The 24,683-nt window shown below is 67.1% G+C and carries 16 protein-coding genes; 11 read left to right on the forward strand and 5 right to left on the reverse strand.

From position 1 onward, the window contains the following. Nucleotides 1-190: 190 nt before the first annotated feature. Nucleotides 191-2,443, reverse strand: coding sequence for a KUP/HAK/KT family potassium transporter (locus E0L17_RS09170; RefSeq protein WP_167930936.1), 2,253 nt, complete (start codon nt 2,441-2,443; stop codon nt 191-193). A gap of 114 nt (nt 2,444-2,557) precedes the next feature. Here E0L17_RS09170 and E0L17_RS09175 point away from each other — a divergent pair, with 114 nt between their 5' ends. Further along, nucleotides 2,558-4,087, forward strand: coding sequence for a S10 family peptidase (locus E0L17_RS09175; protein ID WP_167930937.1), 1,530 nt, complete (start codon nt 2,558-2,560; stop codon nt 4,085-4,087). A 221-nt stretch (nt 4,088-4,308) separates the two neighbouring features. On the opposite strand, the gene E0L17_RS09180 is transcribed toward E0L17_RS09175, so the two are convergent. After that, nucleotides 4,309-5,340, reverse strand: coding sequence for a hypothetical protein (locus E0L17_RS09180; protein WP_167930938.1), 1,032 nt, complete (start codon nt 5,338-5,340; stop codon nt 4,309-4,311). Between the two features lie 142 nt (nt 5,341-5,482). Beyond that, nucleotides 5,483-6,853 (reverse strand): IS3 family transposase, encoded by a 1,371-nt coding sequence (locus E0L17_RS09185; protein ID WP_167930939.1) that lies wholly within the window; start codon nt 6,851-6,853, stop codon nt 5,483-5,485. Nucleotides 6,854-7,017: 164 nt separating this feature from the next. Between E0L17_RS09185 and E0L17_RS09190 the strand changes: the two genes are divergently transcribed. Together E0L17_RS09190 and E0L17_RS09195 are read left to right on the forward strand one after the other, a co-directional pair. Continuing rightward, complete coding sequence (locus tag E0L17_RS09190; protein WP_167930940.1) at nt 7,018-9,246, forward strand: THUMP domain-containing protein; 2,229 nt, start codon at nt 7,018-7,020, stop codon at nt 9,244-9,246. Nucleotides 9,247-9,582: 336 nt separating this feature from the next. Next, complete coding sequence (locus E0L17_RS09195; RefSeq protein WP_167930941.1) at nt 9,583-11,304, forward strand: phospho-sugar mutase; 1,722 nt, start codon at nt 9,583-9,585, stop codon at nt 11,302-11,304. A gap of 197 nt (nt 11,305-11,501) precedes the next feature. Here the strand turns inward: E0L17_RS09195 and E0L17_RS09200 are convergent, their stop codons facing one another. Then, a complete protein-coding gene (locus E0L17_RS09200) occupies nt 11,502-12,662 on the reverse strand; it encodes a cysteine peptidase family C39 domain-containing protein (protein WP_286163407.1) in 1,161 nt (386 codons plus the stop codon). Nucleotides 12,663-12,859: 197 nt separating this feature from the next. After that, complete coding sequence (locus E0L17_RS09205; protein WP_167930942.1) at nt 12,860-15,130, reverse strand: transglycosylase domain-containing protein; 2,271 nt, start codon at nt 15,128-15,130, stop codon at nt 12,860-12,862. Nucleotides 15,131-15,390: 260 nt separating this feature from the next. Here E0L17_RS09205 and tyrS point away from each other — a divergent pair, with 260 nt between their 5' ends. From tyrS to E0L17_RS09250, 8 genes are all read left to right on the forward strand, one after another. Then, complete coding sequence (gene tyrS / locus E0L17_RS09210) at nt 15,391-16,608, forward strand: tyrosine--tRNA ligase (RefSeq protein ID WP_167930943.1); 1,218 nt, start codon at nt 15,391-15,393, stop codon at nt 16,606-16,608. A 185-nt stretch (nt 16,609-16,793) separates the two neighbouring features. Next, complete coding sequence (locus tag E0L17_RS09215; RefSeq protein ID WP_286163408.1) at nt 16,794-19,361, forward strand: peptidase U32 family protein; 2,568 nt, start codon at nt 16,794-16,796, stop codon at nt 19,359-19,361. A gap of 75 nt (nt 19,362-19,436) precedes the next feature. Then, entirely contained in the window at nt 19,437-19,673 is a 237-nt protein-coding gene (locus E0L17_RS09220; RefSeq protein ID WP_075279653.1) for a NifU family protein, read from the forward strand. A gap of 41 nt (nt 19,674-19,714) precedes the next feature. Next, nucleotides 19,715-20,506 (forward strand): prolipoprotein diacylglyceryl transferase, encoded by a 792-nt coding sequence (gene lgt / locus E0L17_RS09225; RefSeq protein ID WP_206109097.1) that lies wholly within the window; start codon nt 19,715-19,717, stop codon nt 20,504-20,506. Nucleotides 20,507-20,876: 370 nt separating this feature from the next. Beyond that, complete coding sequence (locus E0L17_RS09230; RefSeq protein WP_286163409.1) at nt 20,877-21,314, forward strand: PTS sugar transporter subunit IIA; 438 nt, start codon at nt 20,877-20,879, stop codon at nt 21,312-21,314. Between the two features lie 14 nt (nt 21,315-21,328). After that, a complete protein-coding gene (locus E0L17_RS09235; protein WP_167930945.1) occupies nt 21,329-21,820 on the forward strand; it encodes a PTS sugar transporter subunit IIB in 492 nt (163 codons plus the stop codon). 77 nt (nt 21,821-21,897) lie between these two features. Then, the gene (locus E0L17_RS11120; protein ID WP_286163410.1) at nt 21,898-23,499 is read left to right on the forward strand and encodes a PTS system mannose/fructose/sorbose family transporter subunit IID; all 1,602 of its coding nucleotides are present in this window, start codon (nt 21,898-21,900) and stop codon (nt 23,497-23,499) included. A gap of 74 nt (nt 23,500-23,573) precedes the next feature. Further along, nucleotides 23,574-24,683 (forward strand): DgaE family pyridoxal phosphate-dependent ammonia lyase, encoded by a 1,110-nt coding sequence (locus E0L17_RS09250; protein ID WP_167930946.1) that lies wholly within the window; start codon nt 23,574-23,576, stop codon nt 24,681-24,683.

Here is a 24,683-nt window from a genome sequence, read left to right on the forward strand (position 1 = left end):
GCGCGCGGCCAGTTTTGATATAGCGAGAAGTGCCGGCGGGCGGGGCATTTGGGCGGCCCCCGGGCGTGGTGCGGAGCGGGGCGCCGCCACGGCTCGCGTCCGGCCACAACATGGAGAAGGACCCCGGCGCCGTGGGGGCCGGGGTCCTTCTTGTCAGCTCTTGGGGGCGGCGCGGCCGCGCCGGGCGCCCTTACTCGGCGCTCTCGGGCTCGTCCTCCCCCTCGTCGAGGCGGAGCGGCTTGAAGGCTGCGGTGTCGCCGCCCACGAGGGCCTTCTCGGCCTCCTCCTGGGCCGCCTCGCGGTCCTCGCGCATCTGAACGGAGAAGATGTCCTCGTCCTCCTCGCTCTCGGCGGCGTCGGGCGCGAGGGCGGGCTGCTGGCCGGTCTGGCCGAGCTCGTCGCGCTCGATGCGGGTGAGCCGGTGCTGGCGCTTGGTCTTGGAGAAGAGCGGCACGTACTCGAAGATGAGGCTCGAGTTCTCGAGGCCGTACCAGCGGGCGGGAGAGCCGCAGAGGCCGCGGATGAAGTACTTGAGCTCGATGCAGCCGCGGTTGATGCCGGAGAGGTCGGTCTCGGGCGAGAGGGTCTTGCGGATGAGGCAGAACTTGAAGTCGCCCACCACGCTCGGCTCGAGGTAGATCGAGTACTTGTGGTTCTGGGGCGCAAGCTGGCCGCGCTCCACGAGGTTGGCGACGATCTGGTAGAGGTAGGTGTTCACGCGCTGGTTGACCTTGAAGCCCAGGCGCAGCTGCACCTTGAAGAGGAAGTCGGTGCCAAAGTCGTCGACGATGTACTCGTGCGTGAAGGGCTCGTCGGTCACCTGGACGTTGAGGAAGTAGTAGGCGCGGGCGCGCTTGGGCTGCTTGTCCAGGATCGAGTAGAGGATGTCGCGGTCGAGCTTGTCGAAGGACGAGTCGTTGGTGAGGAAGACCAGGTTGTCGGCGAGCAGCGGGTACTCGCTGTCGTGGCTGAGGTCGAAGATCTGGTCGAGGTACTTGTTCACGGGCAGGTAGACCGTCTGGGTGCGCTCGATGGCGGTACCGCGGCGCCACACGTACATGACGAGGAAGATCGCGGCGGCGATGATCACGGTCACGTAGCCGCCGTGGAAGAACTTCGTCAGGCTCGAGAAGAAGAACATGAACTCGATGGCGCCGAAGAAGATGGCAAACGGCACGGCGAGCGCCGGCTTGTGGCGGATGCGCGAGAGGTACGTGAAGAGCAGCACCGTGGTCATGAGCATCGTCACGGTGATGGCCAGGCCGTAGGCGGCCTCCATGTGCGCGGAGGTCTGGAAGAGCAGCACGACGCAGATGCAGGCGATCCACATGACGTTGTTGACCATGGGGATGTAGATCTGGCCCTTGGTCTCGGACGGGTAGTTGATGCGCATGTGCGGCATGAGGTCGAGGCGCACCGCCTCGGAGACGATGGAGAAGGACCCCGTGATGAGCGCCTGGGAGGCGATGATCGCCGCGAAGGTGGAGAGCACGATCGCAAAGACGCGGAAGTTCTCGGGGAGCATCTGGAAGAACGGGTTGAGGTCCTCGATGGCCGCGAGCTCGGCCGAGCCGTTGCTCGCGAGGATCCAGGCGCCCTGGCCCAGGTAGTTGAGGATGAGGCAGACCTTCACGAACGGCCAGCTGGCATAGATGTTGGGCTTGCCCACGTGGCCCATGTCGGAGTAGAGGGCCTCGGCGCCGGTGGTGCAGAGGAAGACGTTGCCGAGGACCATGACGCCGGCGGCGTTGAGATTGCCGTCAAAGAGGAACGTGATGCCGCGCACCGGGTTGAGCGCGCGCAGCACGCCGAAGTTCTCGAAGATGTGCGGCAGGCCGGCGAGGGCGAGGAACAGGAACCACAGCGTCATGATCGGTCCGAAGGCCTTGCCGATCTTGGAGGTGCCCGCCTTCTGGAGGAAGAAGAGCACGCACAGGATGCAGATGACCACGGCGACCACGATCTGCTGGTTGTCACCGATGATGTCGTAGAAGAAGTCAACGGTCCTCAGGCCCTCGATGGCGGTGGTGACGGTCACCGCCGGGGTGAGGATGCCGTCTGCCAGAAGCGCCGCGCCGCCTATCATGGCGGGGATGATGAGCCAGCGCCCGCAGCGCTTGACGAGACTGTAGAGCGCGAAGATGCCACCCTCGTTGTGGTTGTCCGCCTTCATGGCCACGAGCACGTACTTGACCGTGGTGATGAGGGTGAGCGTCCAGATGATGAGGGAGAGCGCTCCGAGGACGACGTCCTCGGACATGGTGGCGAGTCCGCCGTTGCCGGAGATGATCGCCTTCAGGGTGTACATCGGGCTCGTGCCGATGTCGCCGTAGACGACGCCAAGGGTGACGAGCAGCATGCCGGCCGACAGGGGAATGCCGGCACCCTTTGTCCTCTGGCGGACCGCGACAGCGGTGTCGGAAGGACTGTGCTTTGCGTTCATGTGACTCCAAACTCGGGGCTAATGATTCGCGGCCTCTCGGCCATCCCCATAGTGTAGCGCTTGCCGGCGGGGCTAGAATGTCCCCGTCGGTCTACGTTGAAGGAGATGAGGTCCATGGCGGAGGAGAAGAGCGGGGCCGTTGCCCCGGAGCAGTCGGCGGGCCAGGGCGCGGGTCCGGTGAGGGGCGTGTACGCGAGCGTCCCGGCGGATCGCGCGGCGGGCGTCCCCGAGCCCGCCTCGGCGCGGCTCACCTGGACGGACGGCGAGCGGAGCATCGACTATGAGGCCCGCGCCGCGCATCTTGACGTTCGAGACGACGCGGGCGTCCTTCTCGGGAGGATGTTCTCGGTCTCGTACGTGGCGGTGGACGGCGAGGGGCGCGCGGACGCCTCGCGCCCGGTGACCTTCGCGTACAACGGCGGGCCGGGCTCGAGCTCGGTGCCCATCAACCTGGGCGGCATCGGCCCGCGTCGCGTGGCAACGGACGGCGTCTCACACCTGCGCGCGGACGCCCCCATCGAGGACAACCCGCACACGCTGCTCGCCGAGTCCGACGTGGTGTTCCTGGACGCCCTCGGCACCGGGTGGTCGGTCCTCGCGGAGGACGCCGACCCCAAGAAGATCTTCTGCACGGACGGCGATGCCGACGCCTTCTCCCGCGCCATCTGCACGTGGCTCACGGAGAACGGCCGCTGGTCGAGCCCGCTCTACCTCTTCGGCGAGTCCTACGGCACCGTGCGCAACTCCGTCCTCATGCGCCTGCTCGGCGAGCGCGGCGTGCAGCTGACGGGCGTGGTCATGCTCTCGGCGGTCTTCAACATCGCCGGGCTCCTCAACCCGGGGGACGACCTCTACTACCTGGGCATGATGCCCACCTTCGCGGCCACCGCGCAGTTCTTCGGCAGGGCCGGCGCGGGCGTGGACGAGGACGAGTGGTTCTCCCGCGCCATGGACTTCGCCGAGAAGGAGCTCGCTCCGGCGCTCCTGCGCGGCGATCGCCTGGGCGAGGCCGAGGAGCGTGCCGTGGCCGAGCGGATGGCGGCGTTCATCGGCCTGAGCGCCGATCACATCCTCGCCCATCACCTGCGCATCGACCTGCTCGACTTCCGCACGCACCTGCTCGCGGACGAGGGTCGCGTCTGCGGCCGCCTCGACACGCGCTTCTCGAGCGACGCTCCCTCGCCGATGCAGTCCTATGACATGTGGCTCGCCGGCGAGGACCCCGCCGACGACGCCGTCGAGGGCGCCTGGGTGCGCGCGTTCCGCCGCCTCTGCGCGGACGACCTGGGCTACGCCGGCCCGGCGCGCTACCTCTCCAACAACTATGACAAGGTGAACGCCGGCTGGGACTGGGGTCACGAGGAGCCCGGTCTGGGCAGGGTCGCCACGCCCAACGTCTCGCTCGACATCGCGGTGGCCATGCGGCGCAACCCCACGCTCAAGCTCGCCATCCTCGGCGGCCGCTACGACGCGGCCACCACGTGGTGGAACGTCGTGCACGACATGAGCTGCCAGTTCCTCTCGCCCGCGCTCAAGAGCCGCGTGAGCTGGCACCTCTACGGGTGCGGCCACATGGCCTACGTCGACGAGCCCACGCTCGAGGCGATGGGCCGCGACCTGCACGAGTTCTACGAGAAGCGCTAGTCGGCGACCCCCGGCGGTCTTTTCGCCCGCCGGGCCGGCGGCGGCTTCTGGCATCGGCCGTCAACGATGCCGCTCGAGGTTCTTCTCGCCTTGCATATCAAATCTGGCCGCGGATTTCTGGCACTTTCACGCCCATTTTCGGACCGAAAAGTGCCAAAATCCCGCGGCCAGATTTGATATGGCGAGAAGGGCGGGGCGAGAAGGGCGGGGCGAGAAGGACGTCACTCCAGCCCATATGCCTCGATCGGCACGAGCTCGCTCGTCGGCCCCGTGGGAATGTCGATGAGCGGCTTGTGGTCGCGGGGCACGCCGAAGGTCTCCAACAGCCGGTTGAAGTAGGCGATGTCGGCCGCCTCCTCGGGCGAGAATCGTACGATGCGCGGGCGGTCGATGGTGATGCGCGACTCCCGACGCCGTTCCCGGCGCATTGCGACAGCGGGGGAGCCGCCGCTCATGAGCGGGTTCGCGTACTTCTCCCCGCCGTCAATCTCGCCGATGATGATTGTTCCGTCCGGGAGTGTCCAGCAGTAGTCGACGTAGTACGTCCTGCCTGGATTCATGGGGTCGTCGAAGGGGACCTGCAGGTCGGGCCTAGCGAACCCAAGCTCGAACATCGTTGCCCGCGCGATGGACTCCATCCCGTTCTCGGGCCGTGGGTCGGAGAACCGTGCCGTTCGGAGCGCCTGCCCGGCGCCATCGTACCCTCCGCGCATGTCCTGCACGTAGGCGCAGAGGGCATCGCCCGTGGTTAGCCCGAGGTGCAGTGCCGAATCGGCGATTGCCAGGCCTTCGCGAAACCCTAGGCGGCGCATGCAGTCGAACACGGTTCTCAGAAGCGGCGTCACCTGCGCCCCGAACGAGGCGACGGGGGTCTCTCCGCGTACGTATCGTCGCACGATGCCGCTCGTCTGCGTCCTTCTCCCTCCCGAGGTGCCCACGACCTCGATCTCTCTCTGAACTCCCCATGAGACCGAGAGGCCGTGCAGGACGGCGGCGGTCGTCCCGCAGAACACCCAGTCAGGGTGCAGCTCCTGGAGACCGTGAGCGATGAAGATCGTTCGCATGGTCGGGCTGAGGCTGGACCACAGGTCGGCGCGGGCGTAGAGGCGAGGGAGGGGAGAGACGAGCTCCCCGTTCTGCACGCGCCGCTCAAGCAGCCGGTGCAGATGCCCGGGATACGACTCGAGGCACGCCCAGCGGCGCTCCGCCTCCCGGAGGAAGACGTCGACCTCTCGGTCTCCCTTTTTGCTCATATTACCTCCCACGTCTAAGGACATTATCTTACACATTACTGAAGATATCCTATATATAAAAACTGGCCGCGGATTTCTGGCACTTTCACGCCCATTTTCGGACCAAAAGGGACCCCGGACGTTTTTCCGGACTCGGCCTCGGCTAGGCCGCGTATCCTAGCTCCTCGCGGCTCTGCCTGATCGTTCTCCATCCTAGCGACTTCTTGAGCTTGCCGCCTCGATACCACTCGATGTACTCGTCGAGCGCCGCGGAGAACTGCTCAAAGGTGACCCCGGACCAGTCGCGGCCGTCGAAGAAGTCGCACTTGAGGGTCCCGAAGAACCCCTCCGCGCGGGCGTTGTCCGGGCTCCGCGCCTTTCGCGACATCGACCGGGTGACGTGGCCCGCCTCGCACGCCCCCGCCCAGTCGTCGGTCATGTAGACCGAGCCCCCGTCGGTGTGGAGCACGAGCGGCCTCCCCGCGGTCGGGCGCACCTCGCCGACCAGGTCGGAGAGCATGCCGAGCATCAGGGCCTTGTCCGGGTGCCGGGAGACGGACCAGCACACCGGCCACCCGTCGTAGCAGTCGATCGCCGGCGAGAGGTACGCCTTGAAGCCGTCGAGGCGGAACTCCGTGACGTCGGTGACGACGAGGAGCCCCGGCTCGGGCGCGTGGAAGTCGTGGGTGCCGTCCCCGGAGAGCGGCAGGTTGGCGGGCCGCGCCGCGAGCTCGCCGGCGTAGCTCGAGTACCGCGCCCTCCGCTCGACCTGGGCCGCCTTGCGCGAGACGAGGCCCTCCTCGGCCATGATCGCGCGCACGACCTTCTCCGAGGCGACGACGGGCGTGGTCGCGTCCCCGGGCGCGAGGTCGCGCCAGGAGACCGGCTCGCCCTCCTCGGAGCGCAGGTCGGCGGTCACGGACTCGGCCCCGTACGCGCCGCCGCTCGCCTCGAAGGACGCGCGCACCCGCTCGCGCAGGGCCGCCTTCGGGTCGGGCCTAGACGCCCTCGCGGCCTGGTCGAGGTAGGTGCTCTTGGGTATCGAGAGCGTCTCGGTCACGTCCCTGAGCCTGACGAGCGGGCTCCTCTCCCGCGCCAGCTCCCCGGCCCGCCACTTCTCCATGCTGGTCAAAGAGGCAGGGCCTGGTGCTTTTAGGACGTCCAACACCGCCAGCGCCTCGGCGAGCTTGACCTCCGCCATCCTCGCGCGCTCGGCCGGGTCCTCCGGCAGGTCGGCGCCCCAGTCGCGCCAGTCCGTCTGCTCAGGATCGGCCGCCACGCCGGCCCCCTCCCGCTCGCGGCGGGGGCGCCGCGCGGCGTACCTCGGGCTGCCCTCGCCGTGCGCGCAGTGCATGCGCGCCGCGCGGGCGGGCATCTCGGTCGCGGCGAGCTCCCCGGCCTCCTCCATCCTGAGCCAACGATACAGGTTGTCGCGGGTCGGGAACAGGGGCAGGCGCCGGCAGGCCTCCGGGACGCTCATGCCGCTGCGGTGGAACTCCCAGAGTATCCCCTCGCGCTCCTCCTTGGTGTACATCGGACTCCTCCCTGGACCAAGATTGGTCCGAGATTTTGTCCGGGGTCCCAAAAGTGCCAAAATCCCGCGGCCAGATTTGATGTGCGTCGGGCGATGACGGCGCAGCGCGCCGCGGGTCGTGTGAAAATGGGCGGACATGATGGCGACGGGCGAGAGGTGACCCGATGGAGTTTGTTGCGACGTGCCCCAAGGGCTTCGAGCGGCTGCTGGCCGACGAGCTGATCGAGCTGGGGACCCCTCAGGTCCGCCCTCTGGCGGGCCAGGTGTCCTTTGGCGGCGAGCTCGTCGACGCGTATCGCGCCTGCCTGTGGTCGCGCCTTGCGTCGCGCGTGCTGCTCGTGCTCGCGCGCGTCGGGGCGCGTGACGCGGACGAGCTCTACGAGGGCGTGTCGTCCGTCGCATGGGAGGGCCATCTCGCGCCCGGGGCCACCTTCGCGGTGGATGCCCACGGGACCAACGCCGAGCTGAGAAACACCCAGTTCGTCGCCCTTCGCGCCAAGGACGCCATCGTCGACCGCGTGTTTGGGGCGACGGGCGCGCGCCCACTGACCGACACGGCCCGCCCGGACCTCACGGTCTCCGTCCGCCTGGGCGGGCAGCGGGCGACCATCTCCCTCGACCTTGCGGGCGAGCCGCTCTTCCGGCGTGGGTATGACTCTCGGACCGACGCGCGCGTGGCGCCCCTCCGCCCGGACTATGCCGCGGCCCTGCTTGCCGCCGGGGGCTGGGGACGTCGTTCCCGCCGCGGGGAGGCGACGCTCGTCGCGCTCTGGCCGGGGCAGGGGAGCGTGCTCGCGGAGGCGGCGCAGGTGGCGCTCGACCGCGCGCCGGGCCTGCTTCGTGCCCGGTGGGGCTTCATGGGGTGGGCGGGGCATGACGCCGCCGCCTGGCAGGGCCTGCTCTCCGAGGCGGACGCCCGCGCGGAGCGGGGCGAGAAGAACGCGTGCTCGCTTCTGGCCTGCGATTCTCGCCCGGGCGCGGCGACGGCGTGCCGCCAGGCCCTCCGCGTCGCTGGTCTTCCCGTCGAGCCCACGTTCTGCTCGCCCTCCGAGGCGGCCTCGGGCGCGGGGGAGGCGCTCGTCGTCTGCGACCTCTCGTGGGTCGCGGACACGGCCCTTGCGACGGAGGCCTCGGCCCTCGCCGACCTCTCCGCGTTCGCGGGGCTTCCCGTCGTCACGCTCTCGCGCGGCGCCTCGGTCGACGCGGCGCTGCGCCGCGAGCCCGCGGCGGTGACGGAGGTGATCGTCGGGCGCGACCCGGCGAGCATCCGCGCCTTCGACGCCGCGGCCGAGGTCTCGGGCCCAGCCGAGGTGGAGCTTCCCGGCGGGGACCGCGTGCCCGTGCTCGTGCCCGCGTCGGAGCAGTTCGCGCGCCGCCTCGCGAAGGTCGCCCGGCTCCGGGCCCGGTGGGCACGGCGCGAGGACGTGACGTGCTACCGCGTCTACGATGCCGACCTGCCCGACTACGCCGTGGCGATCGAGCTCTACGAGGGCTCCGAGACGCCGGGGCGCTGGCTCCAGGTCTCGGAGTACGCGGCGCCGCGCGGCGTGGATCCCGAGCTCGCGCATCGCCGCCTGCTCGACGTCCTCGCGATCGCGCCCCGCGCGCTCGGCGTGGCGCCGGAGGACGTGAGCGTCCGCGTGCGGACCCGCGCCCGCGGGGGGTCGCAGTATGCCGACGAGTCGCGCCCGTCCGGTCGCGGGCCTCGGCGGGACCGTTCTTCTCGTTGGGCGGGGCGCGTGGAGCTGCCGGCGGGCTCGCACCTCGTGGACGAGGGCGGGCTCACCTTCGAGGTCAACTTCGACGCCCGTCACGACTGCGGCATCTTCCTGGACCACCGCGAGACGCGCTCGCGCATCCGCGAGATGATGAAGGAGACCAAGGGCTCCAAGCGCTTCCTCAACCTCTTCGCCTACACGGGCACCGCGACCTGCTACGCGGCTGACGGCGGCGCCAAGCACACCACGACCGTGGACCTCTCGCGCCCCTCCCTTGACTGGGCGCGGCGCAACATGGCCCGCAACGGCTTCGAGGGACGAGAGCACGAGTTCGTGCAGGCGGACGTGCTCGCATGGGTGACGGAGCAGCGCCACACCAAGAACCGCTGGGACCTGATCTTCTGCGACGTGCCCACGTTCTCCAACTCGGCGCGCATGCGGCGCGCGTCCTTCGACGTGCAGCGCGACCACGCGGAGCTCATCATCGGCGTGTCGCGCCTGCTCGTCCGCGGTGGCCGGGCGATCTTCTCGTGCAACCTGCGCAACTTCAGGCCGGACGCGGAGAAGCTCGAGCGCGCCGGCGTGAGGCTCACGGACATCACCGCGCAGACCATCCCCGAGGACTTCTCGCGCAACCGGAAGATCCATCACGCCTATCTCGTGGAGCGTGCGTAGGAGGCGGAGACGCCGGACCCTGGGGCGGGGCCGCCGGGCAGCATCAAATCTGGCCGCGGCATTTTGGCACTTTCGACCCCCTGGAAGGCCCTGAAACAGCCAAAAACGCGCGGAGAGATTTGATATGCCGCCCGCGCGTGAAAGGGAGTCTTTCTGGCGAGAAGAGCCGGCGCCTCGCCGTCCCGTCCATCACCCCGACGGCTCCGTCCGCCGCCCGTCGGCGCCCGCCCGCGTAGAGCCTCCGCATCGCACCCGCGCGCGCGAGTAGAATCTACCTACACGTGTGGGTAAGGCGCGGGTCCTCCCGCGCCCCGATCGAAATTGGGGGAACACGCTATGGACGCTAGCATCGAGGCCACGGTCAAGGCCTGGCAGGACAACGTCACCGATCCCGACCTCGCGGCCGAGCTCGCCGAGCTCGTCAAGGACGGCAACGAGGACAAGCTCTTCGACGCCTTCTATCGCGAGCTCGCCTTCGGCACGGCGGGCCTGCGCGGCACGCTCGGCGTCGGCACCAACCGCATGAACGTCTACGTGGTCGCGCAGGCCACCCAGGGCGTCGCCGACTACCTGAACGCCCACTACGAGAACCCCACGCTCGCCCTCGCGCGTGACTCGCGCAACAAGGGCGAGGACTTCCAGAAGGTCGCCGCCGGCGTCCTTGCCGCCAACGGCATCCACGTCTACGTGTACCCGCGCATCGAGCCCGTCCCCACGCTGTCCTTTGCGGTGCGCCACCTTGGCACCTCTGCGGGCATCGTGCTCACGGCCTCCCACAACCCGGCGCCCTACAACGGCTACAAGGTCTACAACGACAACGGCGGCCAGATCACCGACGAGGCCGCGGCGGAGATCTCGGCCAACATCGCCAAGGCCGACCCGTTCAACGTCAAGATCATGGACTTCGACGAGGGCCTCGAGAAGGGCCTGATCGAGTGGACGCCCGAGGAGGTCCTCGACGCCTTCATCGAGAACATCAAGAAGGTCTCCGTGCCCGGCTTCAAGGCCTCTGATGACTACTCCGTGGTCTACACCCCGCTCAACGGCACCGGCATGGAGCTCGTGACCCGCATCCTCAAGGAGATCGGCGTCGAGAAGGTCTCCGTGGTGCCCGAGCAGTCCCAGCCGGACGGCAACTTCCCCACGTGCACCTACCCCAACCCGGAGTTCCGCGAGGCCCTCGAGCTCGCCCTCAAGCTCGCCGAGGAGGTCAAGCCCAACCTCGTCGTGGCCACCGACCCCGATGCCGACCGCATGGGCACCGCCATCCCGCACGACGGCGACTACGTCCTGCTCTCGGGCAACGAGATGGGCGTCCTGCTCATGGACTGGCTCGCCACGATGGCCGCCGAGCGCGGCGAGGACGTGTCGGCCAAGGTCGCCGTCTCCACGATCGTCTCCTCCTCGATGCCCGACGCCCTCGCGCGCGACTGGGGCTTTGAGATGAGGCGCGTCCTCACCGGCTTCAAGTACATTGGCGACCAGATCGACCAGCTCAAGGACGAGGGCGAGGAGGACCGCTTCCTCATGGGCTTCGAGGAGTCCTACGGCTACCTCGTGGGTACGCACGCCCGCGACAAGGACGCCATCGTCGCCACGATGCTCTGCGTCGAGATGGCCTCCTACTACGCCGAGAAGGGCATGGACCTCTACGAGGCCATGGACGCCCTCTACCAGAAGTACGGCTACTACCTCAACGGCACCGTCAACGCGTCCTTCCCGGGCGCGGCGGGCGCCGACAAGATGGCCGCCATCATGACCGGGCTGCGCGAGAACCCGCCCGCGGAGATCGCCGGCTACAAGGTCACCGGCATGACCGACTACGCCACAGGTCCCGAGATGCCGCGCGTCTCCGGCCTCCAGAAGGAGGCCGCGCAGGTGCTGCCGCCGGCCAACGTCATCGAGTTCCGCCTCGAGGACGACAACAAGGTCATCTTCCGTCCGTCCGGCACCGAGCCCAAGGTCAAGGCGTACCTCTTCTCCAAGGGCGCCACGCGCGAGGAGTCCGAGGCCGTGCGCGCCAAGCTCGAGGCCGCGTCCAAGGAGATCCTGTCGTAGGGTCGTAGGTCACTCTTAGCCGAAGGGGAGGCCCCGCCGACTTCCAAGCAGGACTGCGCTTCGCGGAAGATCCTGCTTGGGAAGTCGGCGGGGCCTCCGGCTGTCGATTGGCTCCTCAACCGCCGGGAAAAAAGAGAAAGAGAAAGGGCGAGAAGAACGGGGTTCTTCTCGCCCTTTGGCGTGATGTGGGGTGAGGGCTACTCGTCCGTGGTCGTGGTGGTGTCCTCGGCGGTGCCGTTCTCGGAGTTCTCTGCGTTGGCGTCCTCATCGGACTTGGGCAGGCTCAGCGCGTGGATGGTGTCAGTGCTGGCGGCGAGGGTCGCCGCGGCCCATGGGTGCGCGCTCACGTCAGGGGAGGTGGGGTCGTAGACGGTGATGGAGCCGTCCTCGTTCTCGGAGACGAGGAGGATCCAGTGGGCGGTGCTGGTGATGGACCCGGCCTTGGTCTCGAGGAGGACGTAGGTCCCGGCGTCGAGCGCCTGAGACAGGTTGTCGGCGTTCGACGTGTAGCTCTTGTAGGAGAGGCCGAGCCCCTCGGCGGAGCTCTCGAGGAAGCTCGCGGCCATCGCGGAGTCGCCCGTCGCGGCCTCGGCCTCACTTGCCTGCTGGGCGAGGTCGGCGGGGGACTTGTCGTTGTTTCCGGTGAGGCCCATGTAGGCCATTGAGAGGGCGGTGGGGCCGGAGCCCGTGATGGCGAGCGCGCGACCGGCGTAGTCGACGTTGCCCCAGCGGGCATCCCAGCACCAGAGCTGTGGCGCCTCGCCCTGGGTCACGGCGTCGCCATAGGGCTGGGCGGTCTTCTCGGCGTCGGGGTAGGCGGCCACGAAGTCGATGGCCTCGGGGACGCTGAGGGCGAGCTCGAGCAGGCCGGCGTCCGCGTAGCGGTCGGCAGAGGCGGCGATGGCGGCGAGCTTCTCGTTGCGGTTGAGCTCCGTCGCAAACTGCTGCGTGAGCTCCTCGGAGACGCCGGCGGCGACGCGCGAGTCAATCTGGTTGCCGCTCTGCGCGGGCTCTGACGAGCAGCCGCGGACGCAGCTGGACACACCCACGATCACCAGGACGAGAAGGACCACGGCAAGCGCGCCCAGGATGAGGAGCTGGCGGTCGATGCCGAAGATGCGGTTCCTTCCGCCCTGGAAGTTGATGCTACGGGACCTGAGCGGGTAGCCACCTCGGCCGCCCCGGCCACGATGCCCCCTCACGCCGCCGCCGCGCGAGCGGGTGCCGGTGGGGCCGTGATAGGTGGTCTGGCTCGGGACGCGTGCCCTGCTGTCCCCGGCCCCCGCATACTGGCGAGAGGAGCCGTTCATAGATGAGCCGCCCGAGCGGGGGCGGCGGTCGCGATCGGTGCGAGTCATTGTCCCTCCAGGGGATGTGCGCATGAGCGAGAGTAACCCTTATCGCATGATAGGCAGGCCCGGGGACCAATCTGTATGCCGGGAGACAACAATTCGGGGAGCGGTATGTGTTACGTGCGGTTTGGTCTGACCTCAAGTTTGAGTTGAGTCGGCGGGGACGAAAAAAAGGGGACCGGATGGCTCCGGTCCCCTCGTGACTACGCTGGCGGCTCGGGCGACACGTTGCCGCTGTCCCCGCCTGTTCCGCTCTCGTCCCCGCCGGTCACGGGAGGCGTGGTCTCGCCGCCGGTGCCGGACTCTCCGCCGGTTCCGGAGTCGCCACCGGTGCCGGTGTTGCCACCGGTACCGGTGTTATCGCCGGTGCCGGGGGTGGGGTCGGGAGTGGGCGTGGTAGAGGGCGTGTCGGGCGTCGTGGGGACGACGGGCGTCGTGGGGCCGGTGGTCTCGCTCGACTCGTCGTAACCGGTCTCCTCCTCGTACTCCTCCTCGTCCCAATCGTCCTCATTGGAGGCCTGGTTGGTGCCGACGAAGGTCCACGAGTCGTTGGCCTTGTACGTGGCGTTGTGGTCGGAGGTGGGGAAGTCCTGGTAGGCCACGCCCTCGAGCGCCGCGTTCATGTACGCGGTCCAGATGGGCAGTGGGAGCGTCGCCGTGGTGCCGTTGGTGCCCTGGTAGCGAATCGTGCTGTTGTTGTCCTGGTGGCCGCACCAGACGACGGTCGTGAGCTGCGGGGTGTAGCCGCAGAACCAGAGGTCGCCGTAGTTCTCGGTCGTGCCGGTCTTGCCCGCCACGGGCTGGTTGGCGGTGAAGTAGTTGCGCACGTAGGTGGCCGAGCCCTTGGTGATGACGCCCTCGAGGACGCCGGTCAGGTCCTCGATGATCGCGGAGTCGACGATCTGCTCGGAGCTGTCCTGGTGCTCGTAAACGACGTTGCCGTTGCGGTCCTCGATGCGCGTGATCGCGATGGCGTCGCGGTGCACGCCGCCGTTGGCGAAGACGGAGTAGACCTCGGCCATCTCGAGCGGCGTGACCTCCTGGGTGCCGAGCGTGAGCGCGGCCACGGGGTTGATCTGGGAGTCGATGCCGAGCAGGTGGGCCGTCTCGATGATCTTCTCGTTCCCGATGGCCTGGGCGACCTGGGCGTAGCCGGTGTTGGACGAGTACGCGGTGGCGTCGGCGAGTGTGATCGTGCCGAGCTGGTCGTTGTTGATGTTGCTCGGGGCCCACAAGGGCGTGATCTGGATGGGGGAGTTGCAGTTGATGCGCACGGTGGGACTCATGCCCTCGAGCATGGCGGCGCACAGCGTGATGGCCTTGAAGCTGGAGCCGGGCTGGCGGGCGTTGGTGGCGAGGTTGACCGAGCTCTGGCCGGCCTCGGTGTCGTTGCCGTAGTTCTGGCCGCCGACCATGGCCACGATGTGCCCGTTGGAGTTGTCCACCGAGACGAGGGCGCCCCTCAGCTGCTCGTCCCCGGACGCGGCGACGCGCTCGTTGACGGCCTGCTCGGCGGCCTGCTGCTTGGCGGGCTCGATCGTGGTGTAGACCTTGAGGCCGCCCTGCATGATGGTCTCGGACGAGAAGTCCTGGAGCAGGAGGTTGCGGACGTAGTCGGTGAAGTACGGGTAGGTGCCGATGGAGTCGGTCAGCTCGCCGGGGTTCAGGACGAGCGGCTCGGCGCAGGCGGCGTCGTACTCCTCCTGGGAGATGTCGCCCGCCTCGAGCATGCGCGAGAGGACGAGGTTGCGGCGGGAGACGCAGCTGTCGGGCTTGGTGAAGGGGTCGTAGAGCGAGGGGGCGTTGGGCAGGCCGACGAGGACCGCCGCCTCGGAGAGGGTGAGCTCGCTCGCATGCTTGTTGAAGTAGGTGATGGACGCAGCCTCGATGCCATATGCCCCGTTGCCATAGTAGATGGTGTTGAGGTACATGTTGATGATCTGCTCTTTGGTGTATTCCTTCTCAAGCTGGATGGCGATGTACGCCTCGCGCACCTTGCGCTTGAGGGACTGCTCGAACTGCTCGTCGGAGAGGACGGTGTTTCGGACGAGCTGCTGGGTGATCGTGGAGCCGCCGCCGGCGTCGCCGGAGCCCGTGATCTGGCCCACGACGGCGCGCAGGACGCCCTGCGGGTCGACGCCGTTGTGCTCGTAGAAGCGCTTGTCCTCGGTGTCGATGAGGCCCTTGATGACGTAGTCGGAGATCTCGTCCAGCGTGACGGAGCGACGGTTCTGGAGGTAGTACGAGGCTATCTCGTTCCCGTCCGCGTCATAGACGCGCGTCGGCTCGGCGAGGAGGTAGGCGTCGGCAGAGGTGTAGTCGGGCAAGTCCTCGAGCCATGCGCTCACCACGCCGCCGAGCGAGAGTGCGAGCGTCACGCAGAGCAGCGCGATGAAGCCGAGAACGCCCGCGATGCCAAACCCCACGAAGTGCGTGCGGGAGTGCGTGCGTGCTCTTCGGGTTCTGATCCCCATCTAGTCCTCCTGTCGGGGAGACCGGTCCATAACTGTCCAACATTATAGGAGGTTGTCGGCCCAGGTCTGTCGAGGGCGTTGCCCCTTCGCGTGCGAGTGAGGGCGCGCGCCGTCCTTCTCGCCGCGCCGCCCGCTGGGCGCGCCGCCAGGAAAATCGGCTCTGTCCTGCCCCTTTTCTGGACCTCTGCGCTATGCTAGTACCTTATGCGGCCGCCTTGACAGCCGCTTGGTAAAACGAAGGACCTATGGAGGACAGAGATTTGCTGCCAGTCGACGAGCAACTCAAGGTGATCACCTCCGGCACGATGCAGATCGTGCCGCTTGACGAGCTCAAGAAGAAGCTCGAGAAGGGCACGCCGCTCAACATCAAGCTGGGCGTCGACCCCACCAGCCCCGACCTTCACCTCGGCCACGCCGTGCCGCTGCGCAAGATGCGCCAGTTCCAGGACCTGGGCCACAACGTGACGCTCATCATCGGCAACGGCACCGCCCTCATCGGCGACCCGTCCGGCCGCGACTCCACCCGCCCGCCCCTCACCGAGGAGCAGGTGGAGGCCAACGCCCAGACCTACGTCGAGCAGGCCATGAAGGTGCTCGACCCTGAGAAGACCACGGTCCTGCACAACGGCGAGTGGCTCAAGGGCCTGAACCTCGCCGAGATGCTCAAGATCATGAGCCAGTTCAACGTGGCCCGCATCCTCGAGCGCGAGGACTTCCACAACCGCTACACCGAGGGCAAGTCCATCGGTCTGCACGAGTTCATCTACCCGGTGCTCCAGGCCTATGACTCCGTGGTCATCAAGGCCGACCTCGAGATGGGCGGCAACGACCAGATCTTCAACCTCCTCGCCGGCCGCGACCTCATGCGCGCCATGGGCATGGAGCCGCAGGTGGCCCTCACGATGCCGCTTCTGGTGGGCACCGACGGCCACAAGAAGATGTCCAAGAGCTACGGCAACTACGTGGGCCTCACCGACGAGCCGGCCGACATGTACGGCAAGGTCATGTCCATCACCGACGAGCTGGTGCCGCTCTACTGGCGCCTGTGCTCCACGGCGGACATGGACAAGCTCGACGCCATCGACGCCGCCTTCGCGGACGGCTCCGCCGACCCGTACGCGCTCAAGCGCGAGCTGGCCGCCAACATCGTGGACCTCTACCACGGCGAGGGCGCCGGCGCCGCGGCGAGCGCCGCCTTCGACGCGCAGTTCAAGCGCGCCGAGGCCCCGGAGGACATGCCGGAGTTCCCCCTCTCCGTGGCCGAGGTCAACGACGAGGGCAAGGTCTACCTGGGCAAGCTCCTCGTGGAGGTGGGCATCGCCAAGTCCGCTGGCGAGGCGCGCCGCCTCGTGGACGGCGGCGGCGTCAAGATCAACGGCGAGGCCGTGGCCCCCAAGTGCTACAACGTCGACCCCGCGCTCTTCTCGGCTGGCACCACGGTTCAGTCCGGCAAGAAGCGCTGGGCGCGCCTGGTGTAGGGCCCAAGACAGGCGACGCGCGGGCGGGGTCGCGGCTGCGGCTCCGCCCGTGTCTGTGAGTTCGGGAAAATTAATCCGCCCTCTGAGCGCTCGGACCGACGTTTTCCCAGTTGGCATTTTGGCGAGAGCTCCACAGGGCGGATTAATTCTGGCGGGTGCGGTCAAGACGGCGCGCGAGGAGGGGCATGATGGCGAGAGGGACCACGTTTCTGGAGGCCCACGGCGTGCCGGAGCTGCTGGCGCCCGCCGGCGGCCCCGAGCCGTTCAACGCCGCGCTCGCCGCGGGGGCGGACGCGATCTACTGCGGGCTGGGCAACGACTTCAACGCCCGTCGCGGCGCCCACAACTTCGATGACGAGTCGTTCGCCGCGGCGTGCCGGCGAGCCCACCTCGCCGGGACGCGCGTCTACGTGACCGTGAACGTCGCCGTCTCCACCGAGGAGATGCCGCGCGTGCTCGATCTCGTGCGCCGTGCGTGGGGGCTCGGTGCGGACGCCTTCATCATCCAGGACTGGGGCCTCATGGCGGAGATTCGCCGCCGGTGGCCGGAGGTGGAGACCCACGTCTCCACGCAGGCCAACGTGCACGACGCGCGCGGCGTGGCGTGGTGCCGCGGCGTCTGGGGCGTCGACCGCGTGACCCTCTCGCGCGAGCTCTCGCTGGCGGAGATCTCCCGCATCGCAGAGGAGGGCGTGGAGCTGGAGTGCTTCGGCCACGGGGCGCTCTGCTTCTGCTACTCGGGCGTGTGCCTCATGAGCTCGCTCAACGGCGGGCGCTCGGCCAACCGGGGCCTCTGCGCCCAGCCCTGCCGCCTGCCGTATGACCTCATCGACGAGGGCGGCAACGTGATGGAGATCCCGGGCGTGGCCACGCAGGGCCTTCCCGAGAAGAGCCGCGGGGTGGGCGGCACGCGCCTGCTCTGCCCCAAGGACTACTGCACCGTGGACCGCCTCGCCGAGATGCGCGACGCCGGCGTGGGGTCGCTCAAGGTGGAGGGGCGCATGAAGGCCCCCGACTACGTGCTCTCCGTCGTGGGAGCCTACCGCGACGCGCTCGACGCCCTGGCGGCTGGGGAGGACTCCGAGGCCGGTGCGGCCGCGCGGCATCGCCGCCTCAAGCGGGCCTTCAATCGCGACTTTACGGACAGCTACCTCTGGGGTCGCTCCGACAACGACATGATGAGCTACGAGCGGTCCAACAACCGGGGCGAGGTCGTGGGCGAGGTTATGGGCTCGCGTCAGCTCGAGGACGCGGTGGTGCGCCGCGGGGGCGGCAACGGCGGCCGCGAGCGGATGCGCCGCCTCACGCGCGCCGACGTTGAGGTGCGTCTCACGGCGCCGGTGGACGAGGGCGACCTCCTGGAGCTTCGCCCGGTGGACGACCCGACGCAGTTCCTCACCGCGCCCGCGCCCGCGGACGCCGCGGCGGGGGAGAGCATCATCTGCCGCGCGGCCCGCCCCATGCCCGCAGGTTCCGTCGTGCGCCTCATCCGCTCGCAGCGCGCGCTCGACGAGGCGGCCCGCGTGGCGGACAAGGACGTAGTGCGTCGTCGCCCGGTGCGCGTCAGCGTGACGGCGCGACTCGGTGAGCCCTTCTCCGTTGAGCTCTCATGCGTGGACGGCGCCGCCTCGGCCCGTGCGGAGGGCTTCGTCGTTGAGGCCGCACGCACGCGCGAGGTCACCGGCGAGGAGCTGGTGGAGCATGTCGGCCGCATGGGCCAGAGCCCGTTTGAGCCCGTGGAGTGGGACGTGACGCTCGATTCCGGCTGTGGCATGTCCTTCTCTGCCGTCCACAAGGTTCGCGCCGAGGCGTGCGCGTACCTGGAGGAGGCCCTTCTCGCTCCGTACGCGTGCAGAGGGGGCAGCCCGTGCAAAGGGGACAGTCACTTTTGCACGCCCGGGCGTGCAAAAGTGACTGTCCCCTTTGCACGGGCTGCCCCCTCTGCACGCCCTCTCGTCCTGCCCACGATCTGCGCCCTCGTGACCGCGCCGGAATGCGCTGAGGCGGCGCTTGCCGCCGGCGCGACGCGCGTCTACGCCCCTGCCGACGACCTCGCCGAGGGCGCGTGGCCCGAGGGCGTCATCCCCTGGCTGGACGAGATCTGCCGCGAGGCCGACCACGCGCGCCTTGACCGCTGGGTTCGTGCCGGCGAGCCCGTGGCGGTGGGCAACGTCTCGGAGCTCGCGCTCGCCGTGGAGCGCGGCGCGCTGCCCGAGGTCCGCTCCTGCGTCCCGGTGCACAACGAGTCCTGTCTCGCGGCCCTGGAGGACGCGGGCGCGGCGGGCGTCTGGCTCTCCCCGGAGCTCACGCTCGACGAGGTCTGCGCGCTCGCCCGCGCGGCGCGCGTCCCCGTGGGCCTCTCTGTCCTGGGCCGTGAGCGCGTGATGACGAGCGAGCACTGCGTGCTGCAGGCGCTCGGCCAGTGCATCCATGACTGCCGCCGCTGTGCGCTGCGTCGCCGCAGGCTCTCACTGCGGGACATCGACGGCCGCGAGCTCCCCGTCCGCACTGACGTCAACGGCCGCTCGCGCATCTGGTTCGGCCAGCCGCTCGACGCCACGCCACAGGTGGACGTCCTTCTCGCCGCCGGCGTGTCGCGCCTGCTGGTGGACGCGCAGCTCATGGACGAGGAGGAGGTCGCGGCTGCCGTAGGACGCGTCGCGCGTGCGGTGGAGGCGGCTCGCGCCGGACGCAAGCCCGCCCGTCGCCTCCCCGGCGCCACTTCCGGGCATCTTTTTGCCGGCATTGGGTAACATGGTCTTCGAACGCAAGCACAAGCTGCCTCCCGGGTCCCATGCGCCGGGCGAGGCATGAGGAAAGGACATCCCATGGCCGTTGATCGAGCCCTTCTCGACGCAACCCTCGACGTCATCCGCCAGAGCCTCCAGGCCGACGGCGGAGACGTCGCCCTCATCGACTGCACCGACGACGGCGTGGTCACCCTGGAGATGCAGGGCGCCTGCGCCGGCTGCCCGCTCTCCTCGCTCGACATGTCCGAGGGCATCGAGCGCATCCTGCGCGAGCACGTCCCCGGCGTGACGCGCGTCCAGCCCGCCGCGTTCTAGCACGGGGCGAGAAGAACGTGTTCCTGAACGATCTCTATCACATGCTGGACCCCATCGCGTTCTCGGTGGGGCCCTTCTCGGTGCATTGGTATGGCCTCGCGTACCTTGCGGGCTTCATCTGCGCCGGCGTCGTGCTGTGGCGCACGCAGCGCCGCTGGGGGCTCGGCCTTTCCGGCGACGACGTCTACCTGATCATGATCGCCATCGTCTTCGGCATCATCATCGGCGCTCGGCTCTTCTATGTCGTCTTCTATGGCGCGGGCTACTATCTGGAGCATCCGCTGGAGATCTTCGCCACCTGGAACGGCGGGATGAGCTTCCACGGGGGACTGGCCGGCGCCGTCGTGGGAGGTGCGCTCGCATGTCGCAGGTGCGGCATCTCCATTGCGTCCGTCTGCGACATGGGCGTCATCGGCGCCCCGATCGGCCTCTTCTTCGGCCGCTGCGCCAACTTCGTGAACGGCGAGCTCTGGGGCAAGGAGACGGACCTCCCCTGGGGCGTCATGTTCGAGACGGGCGGCAACGTGTACCGCCACCCCTCCCAGCTCTACGAGGCCATCCTCGAGGGCCTGGTGATCTTCGCGGTGCTCTACCTGCTGTCCCGTCGCGTGCCGCCGCGCCCGCAGGGGACCTTCATGGGGACGTTCCTCGTTCTCTATGGCGTGTTCCGCTTCCTCGTGGAGTTCGTCCGCGTGCCTGACGCGCAGCTCGGCTACCTCTTCGGCCCCATCACGATGGGCCAGCTTCTGAGTCTGCCGCTCGTCCTTCTCGGCATTGTGGTCCTGGTGGCGGCCCATCGCCTCAACCGACCGCAGGTGGGCTATCTGGCCTAGGGGCGCAGCCCGACAAACGCGACGGGGCCGTCTGTCATGAAATCACTCATGGCAGACGGCCCCGTCGCTTTGTCGGGAACGGTGTCTTCTCGTTCGTTGGGCAGTGCATCAACCGGAAGGCGTGCCCTACCGTTCGCGGAGAATAACTGCCCGCTCACGGTAATCACCTTTGTCCATATCAGGGTGGATTGTCTCAATGCCGAATCATCGCACCTCTGTCTACCAGCGGTTTCTTATTCGTTTTGTACTGAAATTAAATCGTTCCGGTACGATTTGACAACAGTTACATCATCACATACATTTCATCCCGAAACGCGCATATAACACCTGCTACTGATACTCGCCAGCATGCCCGTGGGAAGCGCGGGCAATGATATCGGAGGAGGTTTTTTACGCCATGGAAGAGAAGCCGACCAAGATTTTGCTGCTCACTCACGGGGGTTGGGGAGAGTCTCTTACGGAGAGTCTCAGGATGATCCTCGGCGCCATCGACTGCGTTCACGAGATTGCCCTCAGGCCGTCGTACACGCTTCCGGAGTACATGGGCATGGTCCGAGAGTACGTGGACACCATCTCGCCTGACTCCCTCATCATCACCGACCTCTTTGGGGGCACGCCTTCCAACGTTGCGGCTGCCATCGGAAACCAGACGGGCATCAAGGTCTTCTGCGGACTCAACGCTCCGATGCTGCTGGAGGCATGTGTCGAGCTTCAGGGTGACGGCACGCTCGACTTTGACACGATCCTCGCTGCGGGTGCCAGTGCCTGCAAGGATGTTGTTGCTGAAGTCAAATCGAACATGAAGTAGAGAGAGGAGGAAAGATGGGAAACATTGTTCTGACGCGCGTTGACTCTCGTCTCATTCACGGACAGGTCATGACCAAGTGGGTCAATCAGGTCCGGGCAAACAAGATCGTGGTCGTGAGTGACGAGCTTGCCGCCGATGAGTTCATGAGGAGCATCTATCTCATGTCAGCGCCGACGGGCGTTGAGGTCGTGTGCCTCTCCGAGGCTCAGGCTGCCGAGAGCTACGCTGCCGACGTCTTTGGCTCAGGTAACGTGCTCCTGCTGCTTCCGAGCCTCAAGGCCTTGAAGAACATCTATGACCAGGGTGTCAAGGTTGATTCGGTTCAGGTCGGCGGCCTTGGCGGCGGTCCTGAGCGCAAGGTCGTCTTCCAGAACATCACGCTGGACGACGCCGATGCCGTCATTCTCGACGGGCTCGCTGCCTCAGGCGTCAAGATCGTCTTCCAGACGATTCCCGAGGACGCCCCGCAAGACGTCGACTCTATTCTCAAGAAGTACCGCGGCTAGAGCGGTCGGACTCCGCGCGCCCCTGAGGTGCGCAGACAACCCGAACTGAACGTCTATATCCCTTAGGAGGTACCTAGATGGGTACTATGGGCATCGCAATCGCGATGGGCATCTACTACTGGTTTGCCCGTCTGCGCTTTGGCTACACCCTCTCGAGCGCCCTTCTCCAGCCGGCGACGATCGGCGTGTTCGTCGGTCTTCTCACTGGCGAGATGATGCTCTCGATGCAGATCGGTGCCGCACTTCAGCTCGTCTACCTCGGCGTCACGTCGACGCCCGGCGGTAACGTCCCCAATGACCCGTGCCTGGCCGGAGTCATCGCAATCCCGCTTGGCGTCATGTCCAACATGAGCCCTGAGCTGGCGGTTGCCCTTGCCGTCCCGTTTGGTGTCATCGGCGTGTTCGTTGACCAGCTGCGTCGCACCACCAACGCGATCTGGGTGCACATGGCGGATAAGTACGCGGAGGATGCCAACACTGCCGGCATCATGCGCTGCGCGTTCGTGTACCCCGCTCTCATGGGCTTCCTTATTCGCTTCCCGTTCGTCTTCGTGATTGACCTGTTCGGTGCCGAGTGGGCCAACGCCCTTATCGCCGCGCTTCCCGAGGTCCTCATTCACTCGTTTGAGGTCATGGGAGGCATCCTTCCCGCCCTCGGCTTTGCTCTGACGATCATGGTCATTGGCAAGAAGGAGCTCATCCCGTTCTTCTTCCTTGGCTACTTCGCCGTCGCCTACCTTCAGATCCCCGTCATGGGCATGGCCATCTTCGGCCTCATCATCGCCCTCGTCCTGCGCATGATTCTCTATCCCGATACGGTCAATGCCCAGGTCGTCTCGGGTGGCGATAAGGCCGTGGAGACGGCAAAGACCGGGCTTATCACCAAGAAGGACGTCACCAAGTCGTTCTGGATCTACTACTTTGGCTGCGAGCTCTCCAACTCCTATGAGCGCCTGCAGAGTCTGGTCTTCTGCGCCTCGATGATTCCCACGCTCAAGAAGCTCTATCCAGCGAAGGAGGATCTGGCGGACGCCCTCAAGCGCCACCTTGCCTTCTTCAATACCGAGGGCTCGCTCGGCGGCATCATCCAGGGCATCTCCATCGCCATGGAGGAGGAGAAGGCTACCGAGAAGAACCTGCCCGGATCGGCCATCACCTCCATCAAGACCGGTCTCATGGGGCCGATTGCCGGCATGGGCGATGCCATCGTGTGGGCGGTGGTCATGCCGATCATCTACGGCATGTTCATTCCCTTCGCGGAGCAGGGCAACGCTCTCGGTGGCATCGCGCCGCTGATTCTGTGGCCCGGCGTCTCCATCGCCATTCAGTACTTCATGACGCAGCGTGGCTACAAGCTGGGCCGTGAGTCAATCACCGGCCTCCTGCAGTCCGGCGTGATGCAGTCCATCATCTTTGCCGCCAACATCCTTGGTCTCATCATGATGGGCGCGCTGTCCAGCTCTTACATCGCGATCTCCAGCCCGCTTGAGATTACGATGGGCGCAGGCAACGTCATCGGTATCCAGTCCATCCTGGACTCCATCGCTCCCGGCATCCTGCCGCTGATCGCTGTCTTCGCCATCTACTTCTACATGCAGAAGAAGGGACCGCGCTATAACGTCATCCTGATCGCCATCGTCCTCGTCAGCGTCGTCTGCGCCGTTCTCGGCATCCTCTAGTCAACGACGCTCCATCCAGGCCGGCACCGCGCTCACTGGCCGCGGTGCCGGCATCTGCCTAGGGAGTGACACACATGAGCATTTACCAGGAAATTGGGCTGAAGCGCGTCGTTAACGCCTCTGGTCGGGTGACGGTGCTGGGTGTCTCCACGTTCAGCGATAAGGTCGCCCGCGCGGCGGTTGAGGCCGGTCAGTCGTACGTCGTGATCGAGGATCTCATGACTCGCGCGGGAGAGCTCATCTCAGAGCACACTGGCGCAGAGATGAGCTGCGTTGCCCCGTGTGCGTCCGCGGCGATAGCGCTTACGGTGGCGGGGCTCGTCACCAAGGGTCGCTACACCGACATGATGCGCCTCCCTGACTCGTCTGGCCTCGCAAACGAGGTGCTCCTGCAGAAGGGGCATTCTATCAATTACGGGGCGCCCATCCCCACGATGATTCGTTTGGGCGGAGGCGTCCCCGTCGAGGTCGGTCAGGCGAACGAGGTTCATCCCGAGGACATCGAGGAGGGCATTTCAGACAAGACGGTCGCGCTCCTCTACGTCAAGAGCCATCACTGCGTCCAGAAGGGCATGGTGGACATCGAGACCATGCGCGACATCGCGCATGCTCACGGCCTGCCCTTCATGATGGACTGCGCGGCCGAGGAGGACTTCCGCAAATACGTCGATCTGGGCGCCGACATCGTCTGCTACTCCGGAGCCAAGGCGCTCGAGGCCACCACATCGGGCTTCGTCACTGGCAAGCGCGCCTATGTCCAATACGTGCAGCCGCAGTACCACGGCATCGGCCGCGCCATGAAGGTGGGCAAGGAGCAGATCATGGGGCTTCTTGCCGCGCTCGACCAGTACGAGGAGCGCGACCACGACGCCGAGGTCGCCGCCAATGTTGCGAAGGTTGACTACCTCGTGGAGCAAATCGGTCGCATTCCCGGCCTGGCGGCCGAGAAGATCCAGGACGAAGCCGGCCGCGCCATCTATCGCTGCCGCGTCACCTTTGACGACTCCCAGCACGCCGGGCTCACGATGGAGGACGTCAACGCGCAGCTTCGTTCCGGCGATCCCGTTGTCTGGGCGCGTACGGAGTTTCTCAACCTCGGAAAGATTGACTTCGACCCCCGCCCGCTCGGAGAGGGCGACAAGGAGCTCATCGTCGATCGTCTACGTGAGATTATGGAGGGCTAA

The organism is Olsenella sp. SW781 (genome assembly GCF_012027725.1).
GTDB lineage: Bacteria > Actinomycetota > Coriobacteriia > Coriobacteriales > Atopobiaceae > Thermophilibacter.

Excerpts from the sequence above, each read along its gene's own strand:
- E0L17_RS09170 (WP_167930936.1), bottom strand. The coding sequence starts at position 2,443 with ATGAACGCAAAGCACAGTCCTTCCGACACCGCTGTCGCGGTCCGCCAG.
- E0L17_RS09175 (WP_167930937.1), top strand. The coding sequence starts at position 2,558 with ATGGCGGAGGAGAAGAGCGGGGCCGTTGCCCCGGAGCAGTCGGCGGGC.
- E0L17_RS09180 (WP_167930938.1), bottom strand. The coding sequence starts at position 5,340 with ATGAGCAAAAAGGGAGACCGAGAGGTCGACGTCTTCCTCCGGGAGGCG.
- E0L17_RS09185 (WP_167930939.1), bottom strand. The coding sequence starts at position 6,853 with ATGTACACCAAGGAGGAGCGCGAGGGGATACTCTGGGAGTTCCACCGC.
- E0L17_RS09190 (WP_167930940.1), top strand. The coding sequence starts at position 7,018 with ATGGAGTTTGTTGCGACGTGCCCCAAGGGCTTCGAGCGGCTGCTGGCC.
- E0L17_RS09195 (WP_167930941.1), top strand. The coding sequence starts at position 9,583 with ATGGACGCTAGCATCGAGGCCACGGTCAAGGCCTGGCAGGACAACGTC.
- E0L17_RS09200 (WP_286163407.1), bottom strand. The coding sequence starts at position 12,662 with ATGACTCGCACCGATCGCGACCGCCGCCCCCGCTCGGGCGGCTCATCT.
- E0L17_RS09205 (WP_167930942.1), bottom strand. The coding sequence starts at position 15,130 with ATGGGGATCAGAACCCGAAGAGCACGCACGCACTCCCGCACGCACTTC.
- E0L17_RS09215 (WP_286163408.1), top strand. The coding sequence starts at position 16,794 with ATGATGGCGAGAGGGACCACGTTTCTGGAGGCCCACGGCGTGCCGGAG.
- E0L17_RS09220 (WP_075279653.1), top strand. The coding sequence starts at position 19,437 with ATGGCCGTTGATCGAGCCCTTCTCGACGCAACCCTCGACGTCATCCGC.
- lgt (WP_206109097.1), top strand. The coding sequence starts at position 19,715 with ATGCTGGACCCCATCGCGTTCTCGGTGGGGCCCTTCTCGGTGCATTGG.
- E0L17_RS09230 (WP_286163409.1), top strand. The coding sequence starts at position 20,877 with ATGATATCGGAGGAGGTTTTTTACGCCATGGAAGAGAAGCCGACCAAG.
- E0L17_RS09235 (WP_167930945.1), top strand. The coding sequence starts at position 21,329 with ATGGGAAACATTGTTCTGACGCGCGTTGACTCTCGTCTCATTCACGGA.
- E0L17_RS11120 (WP_286163410.1), top strand. The coding sequence starts at position 21,898 with ATGGGTACTATGGGCATCGCAATCGCGATGGGCATCTACTACTGGTTT.
- E0L17_RS09250 (WP_167930946.1), top strand. The coding sequence starts at position 23,574 with ATGAGCATTTACCAGGAAATTGGGCTGAAGCGCGTCGTTAACGCCTCT.